At 54.1% G+C, this 15,576-nt stretch carries 20 protein-coding genes; 16 read left to right on the top strand and 4 right to left on the bottom strand.

All coding sequences use genetic code 11. The features are described 5' to 3' along the window. The first annotated feature begins 22 nt into the window (after nucleotides 1-22). The 8 genes from msrA (at nucleotide 23) to VB712_RS11290 (ending at nucleotide 5,337) form a co-directional block, all read left to right on the top strand. On the top strand, nucleotides 23-676 hold the full coding sequence (gene msrA, locus VB712_RS11325; protein WP_323254710.1) for a peptide-methionine (S)-S-oxide reductase MsrA: 654 nt from the start codon (nucleotides 23-25) through the stop codon (nucleotides 674-676). Nucleotides 677-945: 269 nt separating this feature from the next. Continuing rightward, complete coding sequence (pipX, locus tag VB712_RS11320) at nucleotides 946-1,218, top strand: transcriptional coactivator PipX (protein ID WP_323254708.1); 273 nt, start codon at nucleotides 946-948, stop codon at nucleotides 1,216-1,218. A gap of 28 nt (nucleotides 1,219-1,246) precedes the next feature. Next, nucleotides 1,247-1,930: a YggS family pyridoxal phosphate-dependent enzyme gene (locus tag VB712_RS11315; protein ID WP_323254706.1), complete on the top strand. Its 684-nt coding sequence runs from the start codon at nucleotides 1,247-1,249 to the stop codon at nucleotides 1,928-1,930. A gap of 125 nt (nucleotides 1,931-2,055) precedes the next feature. Next, nucleotides 2,056-2,679: a cell division protein SepF gene (locus VB712_RS11310; RefSeq protein WP_323254703.1), complete on the top strand. Its 624-nt coding sequence runs from the start codon at nucleotides 2,056-2,058 to the stop codon at nucleotides 2,677-2,679. A 251-nt stretch (nucleotides 2,680-2,930) separates the two neighbouring features. Then, nucleotides 2,931-3,734 (top strand): pyrroline-5-carboxylate reductase, encoded by an 804-nt coding sequence (gene proC, locus VB712_RS11305; protein ID WP_323254701.1) that lies wholly within the window; start codon nucleotides 2,931-2,933, stop codon nucleotides 3,732-3,734. Nucleotides 3,735-3,936: 202 nt separating this feature from the next. Then, nucleotides 3,937-4,257 carry a Mo-dependent nitrogenase C-terminal domain-containing protein gene (locus tag VB712_RS11300; RefSeq protein WP_323254699.1) on the top strand — a complete coding sequence of 107 codons (321 nt, stop codon included), beginning with the start codon at nucleotides 3,937-3,939 and terminating at the stop codon, nucleotides 4,255-4,257. A gap of 4 nt (nucleotides 4,258-4,261) precedes the next feature. Then, a complete protein-coding gene (locus VB712_RS11295; protein ID WP_323254698.1) occupies nucleotides 4,262-4,492 on the top strand; it encodes a hypothetical protein in 231 nt (76 codons plus the stop codon). Between the two features lie 59 nt (nucleotides 4,493-4,551). Then, the gene (locus tag VB712_RS11290; protein ID WP_323254696.1) at nucleotides 4,552-5,337 is read left to right on the top strand and encodes a Uma2 family endonuclease; all 786 of its coding nucleotides are present in this window, start codon (nucleotides 4,552-4,554) and stop codon (nucleotides 5,335-5,337) included. A 10-nt stretch (nucleotides 5,338-5,347) separates the two neighbouring features. Here VB712_RS11290 and VB712_RS11285 read toward each other — a convergent pair whose 3' ends face one another. After that, on the bottom strand, nucleotides 5,348-5,788 hold the full coding sequence (locus VB712_RS11285; RefSeq protein WP_323254694.1) for a lasso peptide biosynthesis B2 protein: 441 nt from the start codon (nucleotides 5,786-5,788) through the stop codon (nucleotides 5,348-5,350). Then, complete coding sequence (locus VB712_RS11280) at nucleotides 5,785-6,468, bottom strand: N-acetylmannosamine-6-phosphate 2-epimerase (RefSeq protein ID WP_323254692.1); 684 nt, start codon at nucleotides 6,466-6,468, stop codon at nucleotides 5,785-5,787. Before VB712_RS11280 ends, VB712_RS11285 begins: the two co-directional genes overlap by 4 nt. A gap of 64 nt (nucleotides 6,469-6,532) precedes the next feature. Here VB712_RS11280 and VB712_RS11275 point away from each other — a divergent pair, with 64 nt between their 5' ends. From VB712_RS11275 to VB712_RS11265, 3 genes are read left to right on the top strand one after another with little or no spacing between them, the layout of a single operon-like run. Beyond that, nucleotides 6,533-6,925: a hypothetical protein gene (locus tag VB712_RS11275; RefSeq protein ID WP_323254690.1), complete on the top strand. Its 393-nt coding sequence runs from the start codon at nucleotides 6,533-6,535 to the stop codon at nucleotides 6,923-6,925. Next, nucleotides 6,926-7,318 (top strand): pre-16S rRNA-processing nuclease YqgF, encoded by a 393-nt coding sequence (locus tag VB712_RS11270; protein WP_323254688.1) that lies wholly within the window; start codon nucleotides 6,926-6,928, stop codon nucleotides 7,316-7,318. It abuts the gene before it with no gap. After that, nucleotides 7,318-7,626, top strand: a complete 309-nt coding sequence (locus VB712_RS11265; protein WP_323254686.1) for a PqqD family protein — start codon at nucleotides 7,318-7,320, stop codon at nucleotides 7,624-7,626. The genes VB712_RS11270 and VB712_RS11265 overlap by 1 nt, the downstream gene beginning before the upstream one ends. Here VB712_RS11265 and VB712_RS11260 read toward each other — a convergent pair. Beyond that, complete coding sequence (locus VB712_RS11260; RefSeq protein WP_323254684.1) at nucleotides 7,592-8,275, bottom strand: Crp/Fnr family transcriptional regulator; 684 nt, start codon at nucleotides 8,273-8,275, stop codon at nucleotides 7,592-7,594. The two genes, VB712_RS11265 and VB712_RS11260, sit on opposite strands and share 35 nt — an antisense overlap. 161 nt (nucleotides 8,276-8,436) lie before the next feature. On the opposite strand from VB712_RS11260, the gene VB712_RS11255 reads away from it, so the two are divergent. The 5 genes from VB712_RS11255 to VB712_RS11235 all read left to right on the top strand — a co-directional run bounded on the left by VB712_RS11255 (nucleotide 8,437) and on the right by VB712_RS11235 (nucleotide 13,284). Continuing rightward, entirely contained in the window at nucleotides 8,437-9,687 is a 1,251-nt protein-coding gene (locus VB712_RS11255) for a sensor histidine kinase (protein ID WP_323254682.1), read from the top strand. 64 nt (nucleotides 9,688-9,751) lie between these two features. Next, the gene (locus VB712_RS11250; RefSeq protein WP_323254680.1) at nucleotides 9,752-10,006 is read left to right on the top strand and encodes a type II toxin-antitoxin system Phd/YefM family antitoxin; all 255 of its coding nucleotides are present in this window, start codon (nucleotides 9,752-9,754) and stop codon (nucleotides 10,004-10,006) included. A gap of 8 nt (nucleotides 10,007-10,014) precedes the next feature. Next, nucleotides 10,015-10,431, top strand: a complete 417-nt coding sequence (locus tag VB712_RS11245; protein ID WP_323254679.1) for a type II toxin-antitoxin system VapC family toxin — start codon at nucleotides 10,015-10,017, stop codon at nucleotides 10,429-10,431. A gap of 84 nt (nucleotides 10,432-10,515) precedes the next feature. Continuing rightward, nucleotides 10,516-12,054: a glycosyltransferase family 39 protein gene (locus VB712_RS11240; protein WP_323254677.1), complete on the top strand. Its 1,539-nt coding sequence runs from the start codon at nucleotides 10,516-10,518 to the stop codon at nucleotides 12,052-12,054. A gap of 264 nt (nucleotides 12,055-12,318) precedes the next feature. Further along, the gene (locus VB712_RS11235) at nucleotides 12,319-13,284 is read left to right on the top strand and encodes a metal ABC transporter solute-binding protein, Zn/Mn family (RefSeq protein WP_323254676.1); all 966 of its coding nucleotides are present in this window, start codon (nucleotides 12,319-12,321) and stop codon (nucleotides 13,282-13,284) included. Here VB712_RS11235 and VB712_RS11230 read toward each other — a convergent pair. Next, a complete protein-coding gene (locus tag VB712_RS11230) occupies nucleotides 13,217-15,481 on the bottom strand; it encodes a PP2C family protein-serine/threonine phosphatase (RefSeq protein ID WP_323254674.1) in 2,265 nt (754 codons plus the stop codon). The genes VB712_RS11235 and VB712_RS11230 overlap by 68 nt on opposite strands. Nucleotides 15,482-15,576: the final 95 nt, after the last annotated feature.

The following is a 15,576-nucleotide window of genomic DNA, read 5'->3' as shown; positions in this document are numbered from 1 at the left end:
AACACTGTTCAGGATGATGGTTATGGGCTTATTTGGTTTTGGTAAAAAATTAACGATCCCCTCCCCTGAGGAAGCACTGCCGGGACGGTCAACGGCAATCCCCGTCCCGGCCAAACACTACGTCAATGGCAATTCATTACAAGCCCCCTTCCCTGAGGGGATGGAATTAGCCCTGTTTGGCTTGGGGTGTTTTTGGGGGGCCGAGCGGAAATTTTGGCAACTGAAGGGGGTTTATTCCACCGCTGTTGGTTATGCAGCGGGGAGTACCCCCAACCCCACCTATCAAGAAGTTTGTACGGGGATGACGGGCCATAATGAGGTGGTCTTGGTGGTTTATGATCCCACTGTGATTAGCTATGAACAACTCCTCAAGGTGTTTTGGGAAAGCCACAACCCCACCCAAGGGATGCGCCAAGGCAATGATACCGGCACGCAATACCGCTCTGGGATTTACGTCTATTCTGATGGGCAACGGGAGGGGGCGATCGCCTCGAAACAAGCCTATCAAGCGGTCATCCACCAAGCCAACTATGGGGATATCACCACAGAAATCCTTGATGCGCCCCCCTTCTACTATGCCGAAGACTATCACCAGCAATACCTGGCCAAAAATCCCAATGGGTACTGCGGCCTTGGGGGAACAGGCATAGAATGCCCCATTGGCGTGCTGAGTTAACGCGATCCCCTGGGGATAGGTCGAGGATGCCCTGCCCTCGTTGTGGGGAAAAATCCGGATGCCCGGAGCGGCTCTGAGGATCCCTGAAAATCCTCGGAGCTTCGCCATCTTAACCAGCAATTAGAACAGGGGCAGAAGTTAAGGAGGGGACAAATCAGGATATTATGGTCGGTCAAGGCCGATATTAATCCTGTCCTATCGGTATTCAGCAACACCATTCTGAACACGTTAGCCCTGATCCTGCTTAGAGAATTTTTTGGGTCAAACCAATGAAAACCAACGAAACTTATCTGAACCACCCAACGTTTGGCCTTCTTTTCAAGGTTTGTCCCATTGAGAATAATCAAGAACTTTATACGACCCTCTACGCTCAACGCCTTTTCTTTGTCGTTGCCCAGGCCTCCCATGGGTTAAGCTTTGAACCCCTCGGTCGCTCCGATGCGCGGCTCTTGGTGGAAAATCGCCTCCGGAAACTGCGCCGCATCAACGCCACTGAGGAGCATCAAGAATTGAACGTGATTTATAAGCGCACGTTCCAATGAATCAATTCGGTCAATCAGGGGGGGTGAAATGACGACAATCGCGGAAAACTTGGCCGCCATCCGGGCCACCATTCCCGATGGGGTGCGGCTCTTAGCCGTGAGCAAAACCTTTCCCGCCGCTGCGATCCGGGCTGCCTATGGGGAAGGGGTGCGGGATTTTGGGGAAAGCCGGATCCAAGAGGCGATCGCCAAACAAGCCGACCTCGCCGATCTCACCGATATCCAATGGCACTTCATCGGCCATCTCCAAAGCAACAAAGCCAAAAAAGCCCTCACCCACTTTGATTGGATTCACACCTGCGACCACCTCGCCCTCGCCCAACGCTTAGATCGTCTCACTGCTCAATTGGGAAAATCCCCAAAAATTCTCCTCCAAGTTAAACCCTGCCCCGATCCCGATAAATACGGCTGGCCCCTAGAGTCCCTGGGGGCAGATTTACCAGCTTTGGCCCAATGTCAGCACCTCAACATTCAAGGATTGATGACAATTTTGCCCCTCGGTTTAACCAGTGAGGAAATCCGCCAAGCTTTTCAAGCCACCCAAACCACCGCCGCCCAAATTCACAATCAATTCAGCCCCGCTTTGACCATGACAGAGCTTTCCATGGGGATGTCTGGGGATTATCCTTTGGCCATAGCAGCGGGGGCAACGATGATTCGGATCGGCCGGGGAATATTTGGCGATCGCCCCCCCTTCTCTCCCAAAACCTGATCCAATCGCCCCCCAATTTTTAAAACTGGCAAGATTCAAGGTTATGATGTTAGCGGCTTCGTCGCCGGCCGCCATCGCAATCTTGGTATCATTAAGCTCATAATGGGATAGGGAGAAGTTCAGCCGTGAACACGATTTTTAATAAGCTCAAGGATATTGTCGGGTTAAATGAATCCGAGTATGAGTATTATGAAGAGGATATGGAGGGAAATGACTATCAACCCGTCTACCAACCGGAGCCTGCTCCTGTGGTTGAAGATGAGCGTCAACGCCCCCGCCGCACCCGGGAACGTCCCTCCGCGATGACGGCAGCAACCCCCTCTAAAGAATCCATTGGTTTATCAGCAACAGCCCCAGCAGCAAGGAGTAACGTGATAGGAATGCCCGGATCGGCGAATGGAATTTCAGAAGTGGTCGTTATTGAACCCCGCTCTTTTGAAGAAATGCCTCAAGTGATTCAGGCGTTGCGGGAACGGAAGTCCGTTGTTTTAAACTTGACGATTATTGATCCCGATGAGGCCCAGCGGGCCGTTGATTTTGTGGCGGGGGGAACCTACGCCATTGATGGCCATCAGGAGCGCATTGGTGAAAGTATTTTCCTGTTTACCCCCAGTTGCGTCCAGGTCAGCACCCAAAACACGACTCCCCACGAAACCGCTTCTCCCCTGAGTGCTGTGCGAGCCAGTGCCGCCAGCATGGTGAACCCCAATGCCTCTTGGTCTCTTGATCCCAATCGCTTGGTGAATTAGGATCCCCCCTGCCCCCCTTAAAAAGGGGGGTTCCGGATTAACCCCCTTATGAAGGGGGTCGGCGTGAAGCTGTTAAAAAATATGAAGTAAAAGCGAAAGCAGTTCCGGATTAACCCCCTTATGAAGGGGGTCGGCGTAGCCGGGGGGATCGTGAGCCTGGTAACGAAGTACGATCCCCCCTAGCCCCTTTTGAGCCAGGGGGGATCTTGTTTTGGAATTGATTGGTCTGCCCTGGAATGGAGTTGTGGATGATGGTGTATCAATTGGGGATTATTGGCGGCGGTGTGATGGGGGAAGCGTTGCTTTCCCGGTTAATTGCCCAAGGAATTTATGCCCCGCAACAGGTGATTGTGAGTGATCCTGTTCCGGCGCGGGGTGAGGTGCTGCGATCGCGCTATGGGGTCACAGCCACCACCGACAACGCCCAAGCCTGCCAAGCCGAAATCATCCTCCTCGCTATCAAGCCCCAAATTCTCTCCCAATTGGCGCGGCAACTGGCCATGGTAGCCATCCCTCCCCACAGTTTAATTCTCTCTATCCTTGCTGGGGTTCCCCTCGCCCGTTTAGCGGAACTCTTCCCCCAACAGCCGATCATCCGTGTGATGCCCAATACGCCAGCCACCGTAGGGGCAGGGATGACGGCGATCGCCCCCAATGCCCAAGTCACCCCGCAACAGCAGGCCCAAGCCGAAACGATTTTTCAGGCGGTGGGGGAAGTGGTACAGGTTCCAGAAGCAAGTATGGATGCGGTGACGGGGCTTTCGGGGTCGGGGCCGGCCTTTGTGGCGTTGATGGTGGAGGCGTTGGCCGATGGCGGCGTGGCGGCGGGCCTACCGAGGGCGACGGCTCAACAGTTGGCGATTCAAACCGTCCTGGGTACGGCTCAACTCCTCAAAGAGCGCAACCTACACCCCGCCCAACTCAAGGATCAAGTCACCAGTCCGGGGGGAACGACGATCGCCGGGGTGAATGCCCTAGAGCAGCAGGGATTCCGGGGGGCGGTGATGGCGGCGGTTTTGGCGGCCTATGGGCGATCGCAAACCCTCGGCCAGTAGGGCGGAAAATCTTTCGCCCCCTGAATCTTGCGCCCCTCATTTTGGGGCGTATTTCTATGGAGCGATCTTGAAACCACGCCACCCTCCCAGGGCTTAAGCTGTACTTATCATTCATAGATAAAACTTATATTGAATTCATCTTCACATCACCTGAGTTTATCGTTAAGCTACAAATAAGCCATCCAAAGGAGAGCAAACTCCCATGACCTTCATCAACCATCTCAACACCCCGCAATCCCCTCAGCATCAGCCCCATGCGTTATCGGCGGATCTCCTCTCCCCCCTGCGCTCCTGGCTCAATCAAGTTGAAATTGCCAATGTAGCGATCGCCCAATCGATCTGTCGCTGGATTCCGGCTCAATGTCCCTTTGCCCGCAAGCTTGTTTGGCAGGGGCGGACATTGTTGGAAATTCCCCCTTTATGTAAGCTCAATCCCGTCTATGAGGAATTGATCGGTTTGCGCTTCCGCGCTCTCTGCTATCTTGCCGACCAGTCCACCACAGACGTTTGTATTGAGGGCTAGAACCATGCAGAAACTTCAAAATTCCGTCCGTTCCGAAGGCTGGTCGATCCAAGTTTATAGTGGCGATCGCCGCCTCATCCTCTCCCTTGATGCTTCCCATGCTTGGCTATTGGGAACTGGCATTGGCATCGGTTTTGGCATCGCCCTGTTGGGCCTGCGGGGTCAATGTCAGGCCGCTCAACCTCCATCCCCTGGGGAGTCTGCTCCCTTGGTTGCCCCCTTCCAAGTGGATTGAAGGAGTTGGGTTTGCTAAACTAAAAAAACGATTCCCCTCACCCAGCGGAGATCATCGCTATGACCCTTTCCTTGGATTGTGAGATACTCTACCCCAACAGTGATGGTCAGCCAATGGCAGACAATACCCTCCAATTTCGCTGGATTGTCCTGATCAAAGAAAATCTAGAACTGCTCTTTGCGGATCAACCGGATGTTTTTGTGGCGGGAGATTTACTCTGGTATCCGGTGGAAGGACACCCGGAAATCCGTGTCGCCCCCGATGCGTTAGTGGCCTTTGGTCGCCCCAAGGGAGAGCGAGGCTCCTATAAACAGTGGGAAGAGGACAATATTGCCCCACAAGTCGTCTTTGAAATCCTTTCCCCCGGCAATCGTCTGGCGGAAATGAGCAAAAAGCAGCAATTTTATGAGGATTACGGGGTGGAGGAATATTATCTTTACGACCCGAACCGCAATGATTTACATGGTCTGTATCGTACTGTAGAAGGATTGCGGCCCATTGAAGCCATCCACAACTGGACAAGTCCCCGTTTAGGTATTCGTTTTGTGGTCACTGCCACCACGTTAGAACTGTATCGTCCCGATGGGCGACCCTTCCTGAGCTTTTTGGCGTTAGAGCAAAGGGCAGAGCAAGCAAATCAACGGGCGGAACTGGAACGCCAACGGGCTGAACAAGCGGATCAACGGGCGGAACTGGAACGCCAACAAGCTGCTCTGGAACGCCGACGAGCCGAACAAGCAGATCAACGAGCTGCCTTAGAACGCCAACGAGCGGAACAAGTGGCTCAAAGGGCCGAACGATTAGCCGCACAACTGAGAGCGTTGGGCATTGACCCCGAAAGCTAAATGCTGGCGTTTAATTCTTCCTGGATTCGGGAGATTGAAAGGTTTGATACGTCTCCACCAGATCAGCGCGATCGCCTAACACCTTCCCCTCCCATTCCACCCAAGCATGACTCTCCATCACACCCCGATGGCGGCGCATCCCGATTTTTAACGATGCGGTGATCCCGTAGCGTTGGAGGAGATAGAGAAGGAGGAGCGATCGCCTCAGGCAATTACTCCAAGGGCGACTATAGCGATCCGCCAGCATTACCATGGCCGCCAACCGCTTCACAGCAATCCGCCGCTCCACCTTGGGGAGGGGATAGCGGGTTAATAGGTTTTGGGTGCGGCGCAATCCCCGCTGTTGTAATAACAATGCAATGAGCGGCAACAACCCATAGGCTAGGCAGAACCAGCGCCAATCCTGCGAGGATAAACGCCGTAGGCTGCGCCCCTTGCTCCCCCAGTTCATCGCTGCAAACCCGCTAAAAAGGCTTGGGTGCGCAGATCAATCCCCGTGATTGCTGTCCCCACCACCACCGCATCCGCACCATTATTCAAGGCCCGGCACACCATTTCCGGTGTTGCTACTCCCCCCTCACAGATCGTGAAGGTATCCAATTGGGCGGCAATTTCCCCTAATAACTCCCAAGCGGGGGGGGCTTGGTTGTGGGTGAGTTCTGTATAGCCGTAGAGCGTTGTGCCGACAAGATCCGCCCCTAGGGCCACGGCTTGGGCGGCACTGCTTAAACTATCAATATCTGCCATCACTAACTTACCCCGGTCATGGATGGCTTGAATCAATTCCCCCAAGGGTACAGGGCGATCCGCGCTAGCGCACCTATCGCGCTCCGTGGCATCAATGGCGACAATATCCGCCCCCGCCTCAATGACGGCGATCGCATCTTCGATCCGGGGCGTAATATACACCGGATAATCGGGGAGCACCTGCTTCCATAAGCCAATGATCGGGATTTCGGGTAAACGTTGGCGCACCGCCCGGATATGGGCCGGCGTATCAATGCGTACCCCCGCTGCCCCTTGGTTGACTGTGGCGGCGGCGATCGCCGCAATCATTTCCGGTTGATGCAGGGGTGAATCTGCTGGCGCTTGGCAAGAGACAATTAACTGATGGCGAAGGGCTGAAAGCATAGTGCTATCTTTGATAGATATGGTTTGCAAACATATTTTGCTCGAAATTTCACGATACTCCACGATGGCCACCCTTTCCCCCGACGAAATCGAACAGTTTCGCGCCCAACTGAGTAACTATCCGCCGGCCCTGAAAGCGCTGACGGAAATTGAAGACTGTGAGGGCAATTTAGCCGATGCCACCATTTCCCTCGCGATCCGGGCTGGGCAACAACCCCAAGAAGATAACGGCGAATGGCTCGCCGATTTAGCCAAACGTTGTCGGGCGGTGATTTGCCAAGCGATCCCCCGTCAAAATCTTGAAACGGGGGCCATTGAAAAAACAATTATTGCTGTGGCCAGTTCTGAACTGATCCCCGCTGCTTTGGCGACTCCCGTTGTGCTCTATGTTTTAAAAGCGGGCCTAGGGGAATTTTGCCAAGCCTTTGAACCCATTGAGCCGGAGGCAAAACCTTAAATGATTCTCGGCTTTGATCCCGGTCGGGATAAATGTGGGGTGGCGATCGCCTATCCCGACGGTACGCCCCAATGGTATCAGGTGGTGAACCGGGATGATGTTCCTCAAATCCTCACCCAACTCCAACAAGATTACGCCATCACCCAGATCGTCATGGGCAACCAAACCACCGCCCAACAATGGGCTGCTGAGGTAAAACCCCTGTTTCCTGCCGATATCCCCTTAAACTTTGTCAATGAGCGCAACAGCAGCCTCGAAGCCCGCGATCGCTATTGGCAAATGTTCCCCCCCCAAGGGTTAGCCCGCCTCATTCCCCAAGGGATGCGTCTCCCTCCTCGGCCGGTGGATGATATCGTCGCTATTCTGTTAATCGAACGCTACTTAAACCCCTAATGTCCTCTATTGCCCTTGGCGATCGCATCACCCTCGCCCCCGATGTTCTCATCCAAGAACTCGCGGGGGAATCTGTCCTCCTCAACCTCAACAGTGAGGAATATTTCGGCCTCGATGACATTGGCACAAGGATGATTGCGGTGTTGAATGAGTCGGATTCAGTGGCGATCGCCCAAGCCCAACTCCTTGCAGAATACGAAGTCGAGCCGGAACACCTCAGCCAAGACCTCCTGAAACTGATCAGCGACCTGCAAACCCACGGACTGATCACGATTACACCCGCCCCGCCAGATGGCTCAACTGCTTGAGGTTGACAATACAGAGCGATCGCTGTTGGGGATCAATTTCCACCCAGCTTTTACTGTGGAGTTTTTCAATAATTTTGCGCACCTCTTCGGCGGTAATATCGGAAATCTGCGCCAGATCCTCATCGGGAATCATTAAAATTTCCGTCCCCTTTGCCGTCGGTTGGCCGTAATGCTCCGCCAACATCACCAACATTTTCGCCAGCTTAATCGCTGGGGGTTGGTTGCGCAATTGAAACCGGACATTGGAATAACGGAGCCGTTGCACCATCAATTGCAACATTCGATGATGCAATTGGGGATCTTTAAACAGGGTTTGAATAAACCGTTGGGCGGAAACACTCAGTAACTCCACCGGGCAGAGGGCCACCACATCCGTTGAGCGGGGCGACTCATCTAAAATTGCCATCTCCCCAAAAAAATCCCCCCGGCCCATCACCGCCAGCGTAATCGCACTTTCCCCCGATAAGCGCCGCACCTTCACCCAGCCGGAGACAATGAAATAAACCGCATTGCCCCAGGCATCTTCCATCAGCACAGCGCGGTCTCTGGGGTAGCTATGCTTGACGGCCACGGAAAGGAGCCATTCGAGGGTTTCGGGGCTGGCAGTGTTGAAAAGGGGGAAAAGCTCGCTAAAAGCCTTGATCTCCATGAATGGTTGTCAGTGTGAAATTGCCTCAATCTTATCAGATGGGATGGTGGGGTTTGCGGGTTAACGGGGGTGGTGTTGCTCCCTAGGTTGGCCTAACGCGGAGTCTGAGGAAGGGCTGGACTATGATAAAGGGATAGAACCAGGGCAACTTTGAGGTGAGGATGGGCGATCGCCTTCAGGAACGGTCTTTTCGGCTTTTGCTCTATTTGGAGTGGATTTTGTTGGGCATTGCCATGATTGCGGCCCTGTCTATCCATCGGCCCCGCCCGCCCATGATGGCGGTGGATCCCCACAATATTCCCCTTGCGGTATTGGGGTGCATTGCCCTCCTGGGAGGGTTGGGCCTGAGGTTGCCCATCGGTTCCCAAGGGGTTGCGATCCTTTACACGATCGCTGGATTTAGCATCAGTTGGCTGGCGGTGTCGGTGGGGGGGCGGGGCAATACGGTTTTTTCCGCCTTACTCTTGGTGGTGGTGTTGCGGGCCTGTATTTTATTCCCCTGGCGGGGGCGAATTATCACCGCGCTCTGGGCCTATGGTTCTTTTCTGATCGTGCTGTGGATGCGAATTCGGCATTTTGCGGAACATGGTCGAGGCATGGGATCCCTTGATGCTAGCCAGCAACAGCAATTTTTACTCAATTTAATGATCAACTCGGCGCTGCTGTTTGGCTTGGTGCTGATTTTCGTCCTGCTCTTGGTGGGGGCAGTATTATCGGAACGGGAAAGCCGCCAAGCCCTGATTGCAGCCAATCGCCGTCTTCGCCGCTATGCGCTGTTAATTGAAAATCAAGCGATGTTACAGGAACGCAGCCGCATCGCTCGGGAAATGCATGATTCCGTTGGCCATTCCCTCACGGCCCAAAGTATTCAGTTAGAAAATGCCGTCCTCTGCTGGAAACAGCAAAATTGGCAGCAGGGGGAAACCCACCTCAACGCCGCCCGCCAATTGGGCAAGGATGCGCTGCGGGATGTGCGTCAATCGGTGGCATCGTTGCAAACCAGTCCCCTCCAGGGGCGATCGCTCTCCCAAGCGGTGCAAACTTTACTCGATCAATTCACCACGACGACGCAAATCGTCGTTAATCCTGAAATCAATCTCCCCGTCTCTCTGCCAGCGGAAATCAGCACCGCCCTCTACCGTTTAATCCAAGAGGGTTTAACGAATATCACCCGCTATAGTGGGGCAACGGCGGTTAAGCTGACGCTGAAGATCACGCCGGGGGCGATGGGCAAACTAACGCAGATCGCTTTAGTTTTGGTGGATAACGGTTGCGGGTTTGATCCTGCACAAAATACCACAGGGTTCGGTTTACAAAGTATGCGCGATCGCATTGAGGCGATCGGCGGTCAATTCACATTAATCACCGCACCGGGCCAAGGTTGCACGATCCGCGCCACCATTCCCTGTTAATTGCGGTAACGTGAGAGATTGCCGCCATCTAGATTAGAATTTAGATCGATATGAGGACTAGCCTATGCAGATTTGGCCCGTTCAGGACGCGAAAGCCCGCTTTAGTGAGTTGCTGGACGCTTGCGTGAGTGAAGGCCCACAGGTGCTAACTCACCAGGGTACTGAAACTGCTGTATTGGTTCCTATTGATGAGTGGCGACGGCTTCAGGCGGCGGCCCGCCCTTCTCTCAAGCAATTGCTCCTTGCCGACTCGGCCCGCACTGACAGCTTGGTTCCTGATCGCGGCAAAGCCCAACGCCGCCAAGCAGTCGCTCTCTAATAACGCCCATGTACCTGCTCGATACCAATGTTGTCTCTGAGCTTCGCAGACCACGGCCCCATGGTGCTGTTATCGAGTGGCTGAAGTCTGTAGACGACTCCAGCCTCTACTTAGCTACGGTAACGCTGGGCGAGATTCAGGCGGGCATTGAACTGACCCGTGAGCAGGATGTAGAGAAGGCTGGGGAAATTGAGGCGTGGCTAGATCTCGTGGCCGCTTCCTACAACGTTTTACCGATGGATGGGCCAGCATTTCGTTGCTGGGCAAAATTCATGCACCGAAAGTCAAACACTCTTTATGAGGATGCGATGATTGCAGCGATCGCCCAAGTGAATAGCCTTACTGTTGTGACCCGCAACATTGCTGATTTTTCCTCGTTTGGTGTTGAACTACTCAATCCCTTTGAGTTCACCACAAAAGCCTAAAACATAAGCTCAGATGAAACGGCGATCAACCATTATCTTAGCCAAACTGTATTACAGTAAGGGCTAAGTTTTTTGGTGTTTGGTGTGGCAAATTCTACCCTGGGGGCAATTCGCCCGATTCGGTGGCAACCTTGGATTTTTCATCTCGGTTTACCCTTAGCCTTTATGGCGATCGCCCTCTGGCTGATGCCTTTTTCCTCAACCTTTCAATTTGATACCGATGAAGGTTTAAGCTTTTCTCAAGCTCAACTCTATAGCCAAGGCTATGCCCTCTATGGGGAGATTTGGACGGATCAGCCCCCGGTTTTTGTGGTCATCCTCAGCCATTGGCTGCGGTTTTGGCAGGGGTGGGGGTTTGAGAATGTGGTGGTGGTGGGGCGATCGCTCTCCCTGCTGTTTGCCACGGTATTAGTTTGGGCCTTTGCCCAAGTGGTGCGATTGACGGTGAGCGATCGCGCCGCCCTCATCGCCACAGGTTGCTTAATCCTCTCCTGCAACTTTCTTCGCCTCACGGTATCAGCCATGATTGGCCTACCCAGCTTAACCTTAGCGATGTTGGCCATCTATGCCTTGATTGCTGCCCAGGGACGCTTACCCCATCAACAGGCCGGCCTAGCCCTCCTTTCCGGCCTAGCCCTGGCCGTATCCATGCAAATCAAGATGTACACCCTCTTCCTAATCCCCATCTTGGCCCTCTTCTGGTTCCTACCCGCCAAAACCCCCCTTGTTAAAGAAGGCCAGAAAGAATCCCACAATCCCCAACTCTCCCCCCTTTTTAAGGGGGGCTGGGGGGGATCCCTCTTTCTCCTTGCCCTTGCCACTGGCTGGATCACCATCGCTTTCACCTCCGGAGCGATCGCCCATTGGGGTGACTTTTGGCAATTTCATGTCAGCGATGATGTCAAATCCGTCTTTGTCAATGAAATCAGTTGGCGGGATGTGTTGGTGTTTTATGTGCAGGATTTAGATTATGGCGTGCTGGCAATTTGGGGGATTGGGGCCTTGGGGTGGAAAGGTGTTCAATCCCATCGCGGCTTACCCCTGATTTGGTTAGCCACGATCACGCTCCTCCTCATCAACCATAAACCCCTCTGGTATCACCACTATTTGCTCATTTCCATTCCCCTCTGTTGGTTAGCGGCCTTTGGCCTGGAGGCTATGGCTCAAAACTGGCGGCGGCGTAAACAATGGCAATCCCCCCTCGGTTGGACGTTGCTTTTCCTCCTCCTGGCCACCCCTGTTAAATTGGCTCTCATCCAACACCAAAACCAAGTTTTTGCCCGCGAAACCGCCGCCCATCATCTCGTTTTTCAAGAAGTACAGAATTATCAATCCCAAACCCATTGGTTGCTGACGGATTTGCCCATCTATGCGGCCCATGGGGGGCTGAACGTGCCGCCAGAATTGGCGATGATTTCCCGTAAGCGCATTGCCTCAGGGCAAATTACGGCGGCATGGTTGGCGGATCTGATGGCGAAATATCAACCGGAGCAGGTGATTTTAGGCCGGTTTCCCGAATTACGAGACCTATTGCAAACCGAGTTAGATCAGCATTTCGTAGAACAATCCCACCCACAAGTGACCCACTTCATCCACCACAGGCTTCTTAAGGATGAAGGATGAAGGCAGAATAAAAGGCAGAAGGCAGAAGGCAGAAGGCAGAAGGCAGAAGGCAGAAGGCAGAAGGCAGAAATAGTTTTCTACTCTTCACTTCCCACTTCTCACTTCCCACTTCCCACTTCCCACTTCCCACTTCCCACTTCCCACTTCCCACTTCCCACTTCCCACTTCCCACTTCCCACTTCCCACTTCATCCTTCTGCCTTCAAAAACCCTTCAATCATGAAAAAAATATGAGAAAATAATGAAAGAATTATGATAAATCCCCATGAAGTACCTTGGCCTGTTTCCCCTCGCGATCGCCCTTCTCCTTACGGGTTGTCAACCCTCTTCAGCCCCCCCAGATGATCGCCCCACTGTTGTTGCCACCAACACGATTTTGGCTGACCTCACTGAAGATATTGGGGGGGAGGCGATCGCCCTCACCAGCATTCTCAAACCTGGCGATGATCCCCATGTTTACGAACCCGTCCCCCAAGACACGATCACCCTCGAACAGGCAGATCTGATCCTCTACAACGGCTACAACCTCGAACCGGCCTTGATCCGCCTTATGGCCAACGTCAGCGGCCGCCGTTTTGCTGTTGGGGAAGAGATTCCTCCCTTGGAGATGGAATATGAAAATCAACGGGTTCCTGATCCCCATGTGTGGGGCAATGCCCGTAATGGGATTGTGATGGTGGAGGTGATTCGCGATGCTTTGGTGGAATTGGCTCCTGAAAATGCCGAGCAGTTTCGCACCCGTGCGGCAGCTTTGATCGCCGAATTGGAAGCGGTCGATAGTTGGATCACTGCCCAAATTGCGACGATTCCCCCCCAACAGCGTAAACTGGTCACGACTCACGACGCTTTTGCCTACTACACCGATGCCTACGGCTTGGAAATGTTGGGGAGTTTAATTGGGATCAGCACTGAGGAGCAGCCCAGCGCCCAAACGGTACAGGCCCTCAGTGAGCAAATTCGTGCCGCTGGCATTCCGGCTATTTTTGCCGAAACGACGATTAATGATGCGCTGATTCGCACTGTGGCCCAAGAGGCGGGGGTAAAACTCGCTGCTCAACCCCTCTATTCCGATTCCACTGGTGCGCCTGGGAGTTCAGGGGATAGCTATATCAAGATGCTGATTGCCAATACGACGGCCATTGTTACTGCTTTGGGGGGCAGTGTTACTCCTCTACCGGGGGCGGTAACTCCGGCTCCGGCTCTAGCTCCGGCAACTCCGTCGGGGGGCTGATGATGGGGCGAGATTCTTCCTGTTGGCGCATTTCCCGTTGGCGGATTTGGCCTTGGATGATCACGAAGACGAGGAGGATTAGGGCGATCGCCCCCATCCCCAAGGCCACATAACTAAAGGTTTGGCGACGCTCCACGGGTAAACCGGCGGGAAATAGTTCTTCCTCCTCCACATCCTCAAAAAAGGCGGGGGAAACTTCTAAATTGGGATCAATGGGTTGGTCTCGTTCATCGGCTGACCGAGGGAAATCCGCAACTGGATCAGCGTCCTCCATGCCCATCACCACATCACTTTCTCCCCAGATCACTGGCTCACGCACAGAGGGCCGGGATTCAACGCCGGCCGCTGGGGGAGAAGTGGGGGCTTCTCTGGGGGGATAACTGGAGTCTTCAGGGCGTGGCCTTGAATCGATGGAAGGCTCAAAATCTTCCACTGCCGGGCGCGGCTCTGCACTCACCGCTGGGGGAATAAAGTCTGGCTCATCGTTGGTGAAATCTTCAAGATCAAAGTTGTGAAAGCTGTCAATATCGTCAAAATCTAGGGGCAAGTTGCCGTTACTTTCCGGCAGGGGGTCGCTAAAGTTGGTGGCTCGGAATTCTTCGGGAAAGGCAATGGGGGCATTGTCACCCATCTCGGCTTGCTCTGGTTGAGTAGGGGGACGGTCGGCGATTTGCGGGGTGGGGGCTGTGATGAGGGTATTGGCGGTGACGCTATAGTGGGCCGCAACGACGGTGACGTTATCATGGCCGTTCCGCTGTCGCCCTAACTGTACCAATGCCTTCACTGCCTCGGTTAAACTCATCGCGCCCTGGAGAACAATGGGGGCAAAATCCTGCCAACACCGCTCGATTAAATGGCGATCGCTCAACCCATCGGAACAGAGCAACAAAATTCCATCCTCTTCGATTAAAAATCGCTGCACTGTGGGGGTAATGCGATCGCCCCGCCGCGTTCCCAATGCCTGGGTCAAGGCCCCCGCATCAGCCCGCTGCCAAGCCGCCGCCGGTAAACTCCGCCCTAGGCGCACCTCCCGGCTGGCAATATCATCATCGACGGTCAAACATTGGCAGGCCTCGGCGGTGATCCAATAGGCGCGACTATCGCCCACATGGGCAATATACAGTTCATGGCTTTCCCCCCGCAGTTCCGGCGTATCGATCTGTTGGGGGAGTTGCAACGCGAGGACAAGGGTTGTGGCCATGCGTTGGCGGGCAGAACGCTCCTGCTCATCGTTGCGGGCGCAGATCACATTGTTGGCAATGCGAATCAGAGCCATGAGTTGATCCGCCACCACCTGCGGCTCCATAATTTCCGGATCTTCGACAATTTCCTGTAAGAGGGCTTGCACCTGGAGCCGCAGGGATTGGACGGCCATTTGACTGGCGATCGCCCCTCCATCATGGCCGCCAATGCCATCACACACCAACAGCAAATGCTCCTGGCCTGGCCGTTGCAGATCTACGCCTTGGGGATAATGGTGGTCTTCATTGATGCGATCGGCTGCGCCGGGGTCAGTGCCGCTGGCCACCTGTACCGCCAAGGGTAATTGGGCCGCCTGCTCTAATAAAACTTGATTGAGTAGTTTCTCTGCCACCGCGAGGGAAGGGTTGGGTTGGCGGAGAATTTCGATAATATTTTCCAAAGGAGGGGCGATCGCCTCATGGGCCCTCTCAACCAACAGCCCCCAAGCCTCGGCAAAATCCCCCAACGTCGCCCCCCGCAGGATTAACTCCTGCAACCGCAAAAATCCCCCCGCACCACAAACATAATCCAATGTCGTTAAACTGGCCGTCACCCCTTCCGCCGCCAGTACCGGCCACAACTGCAACGCCTGCCAAAACCAATAGGCTTGACGCAAAGGGGTTGCCTCTCCCCAAGCCTGCTCAAGGGTGGGCAACCGCTGCCCCCGATGATCAATCACGCCATGGCTCAACAACAACACCGGCTGTCCCCCCACTTGGCACATCCCATAAACGGTGGGGAGATGGAGCCTGAGGCTAGAGAGTTTTAGATAAGGCAACACCGAGGGCGGGATGGGATCCGGCAAGCGGGGGATTTGTTCAGGATAGATATCCTGCCATACCTTGGGGTAGAGCACCTTATAGCGGCCTTCAACCACGTTGGGCGATGTCAATTTCGCCGCGATTGGCCCAGCAGCCCAAAGGAAAGGATGGGGGGAAAGGGGGGAACGAATCATGGTTGATTAGGAGTCAACGAAATGGGCGTGAGCAACAGCCCCATGGCAAATCAGCTTGCCTTAATCTCTGGGTCTTGTCTAGTTGAAGAGTAATC

The sequence above is a fragment of the Spirulina sp. CCNP1310 genome (assembly GCF_034932185.1).
Taxonomy (GTDB): domain Bacteria; phylum Cyanobacteriota; class Cyanobacteriia; order Cyanobacteriales; family Spirulinaceae; genus Spirulina.
This window is presented reverse-complemented; position numbering and strand designations above follow the sequence as displayed.

Excerpts from the sequence above, each read along its gene's own strand:
- VB712_RS11235 (WP_323254676.1), top strand. The coding sequence starts at position 12,319 with ATGAAGTACCTTGGCCTGTTTCCCCTCGCGATCGCCCTTCTCCTTACG.
- VB712_RS11250 (WP_323254680.1), top strand. The coding sequence starts at position 9,752 with ATGCAGATTTGGCCCGTTCAGGACGCGAAAGCCCGCTTTAGTGAGTTG.
- VB712_RS11275 (WP_323254690.1), top strand. The coding sequence starts at position 6,533 with ATGGCCACCCTTTCCCCCGACGAAATCGAACAGTTTCGCGCCCAACTG.
- VB712_RS11315 (WP_323254706.1), top strand. The coding sequence starts at position 1,247 with ATGACGACAATCGCGGAAAACTTGGCCGCCATCCGGGCCACCATTCCC.
- VB712_RS11295 (WP_323254698.1), top strand. The coding sequence starts at position 4,262 with ATGCAGAAACTTCAAAATTCCGTCCGTTCCGAAGGCTGGTCGATCCAA.
- VB712_RS11280 (WP_323254692.1), bottom strand. The coding sequence starts at position 6,468 with ATGCTTTCAGCCCTTCGCCATCAGTTAATTGTCTCTTGCCAAGCGCCA.
- VB712_RS11260 (WP_323254684.1), bottom strand. The coding sequence starts at position 8,275 with ATGGAGATCAAGGCTTTTAGCGAGCTTTTCCCCCTTTTCAACACTGCC.
- VB712_RS11285 (WP_323254694.1), bottom strand. The coding sequence starts at position 5,788 with ATGAACTGGGGGAGCAAGGGGCGCAGCCTACGGCGTTTATCCTCGCAG.
- VB712_RS11265 (WP_323254686.1), top strand. The coding sequence starts at position 7,318 with ATGTCCTCTATTGCCCTTGGCGATCGCATCACCCTCGCCCCCGATGTT.
- VB712_RS11255 (WP_323254682.1), top strand. The coding sequence starts at position 8,437 with ATGGGCGATCGCCTTCAGGAACGGTCTTTTCGGCTTTTGCTCTATTTG.
- VB712_RS11230 (WP_323254674.1), bottom strand. The coding sequence starts at position 15,481 with ATGATTCGTTCCCCCCTTTCCCCCCATCCTTTCCTTTGGGCTGCTGGG.
- proC (WP_323254701.1), top strand. The coding sequence starts at position 2,931 with ATGGTGTATCAATTGGGGATTATTGGCGGCGGTGTGATGGGGGAAGCG.
- VB712_RS11270 (WP_323254688.1), top strand. The coding sequence starts at position 6,926 with ATGATTCTCGGCTTTGATCCCGGTCGGGATAAATGTGGGGTGGCGATC.
- VB712_RS11300 (WP_323254699.1), top strand. The coding sequence starts at position 3,937 with ATGACCTTCATCAACCATCTCAACACCCCGCAATCCCCTCAGCATCAG.
- VB712_RS11290 (WP_323254696.1), top strand. The coding sequence starts at position 4,552 with ATGACCCTTTCCTTGGATTGTGAGATACTCTACCCCAACAGTGATGGT.
- VB712_RS11245 (WP_323254679.1), top strand. The coding sequence starts at position 10,015 with ATGTACCTGCTCGATACCAATGTTGTCTCTGAGCTTCGCAGACCACGG.
- pipX (WP_323254708.1), top strand. The coding sequence starts at position 946 with ATGAAAACCAACGAAACTTATCTGAACCACCCAACGTTTGGCCTTCTT.
- msrA (WP_323254710.1), top strand. The coding sequence starts at position 23 with ATGGGCTTATTTGGTTTTGGTAAAAAATTAACGATCCCCTCCCCTGAG.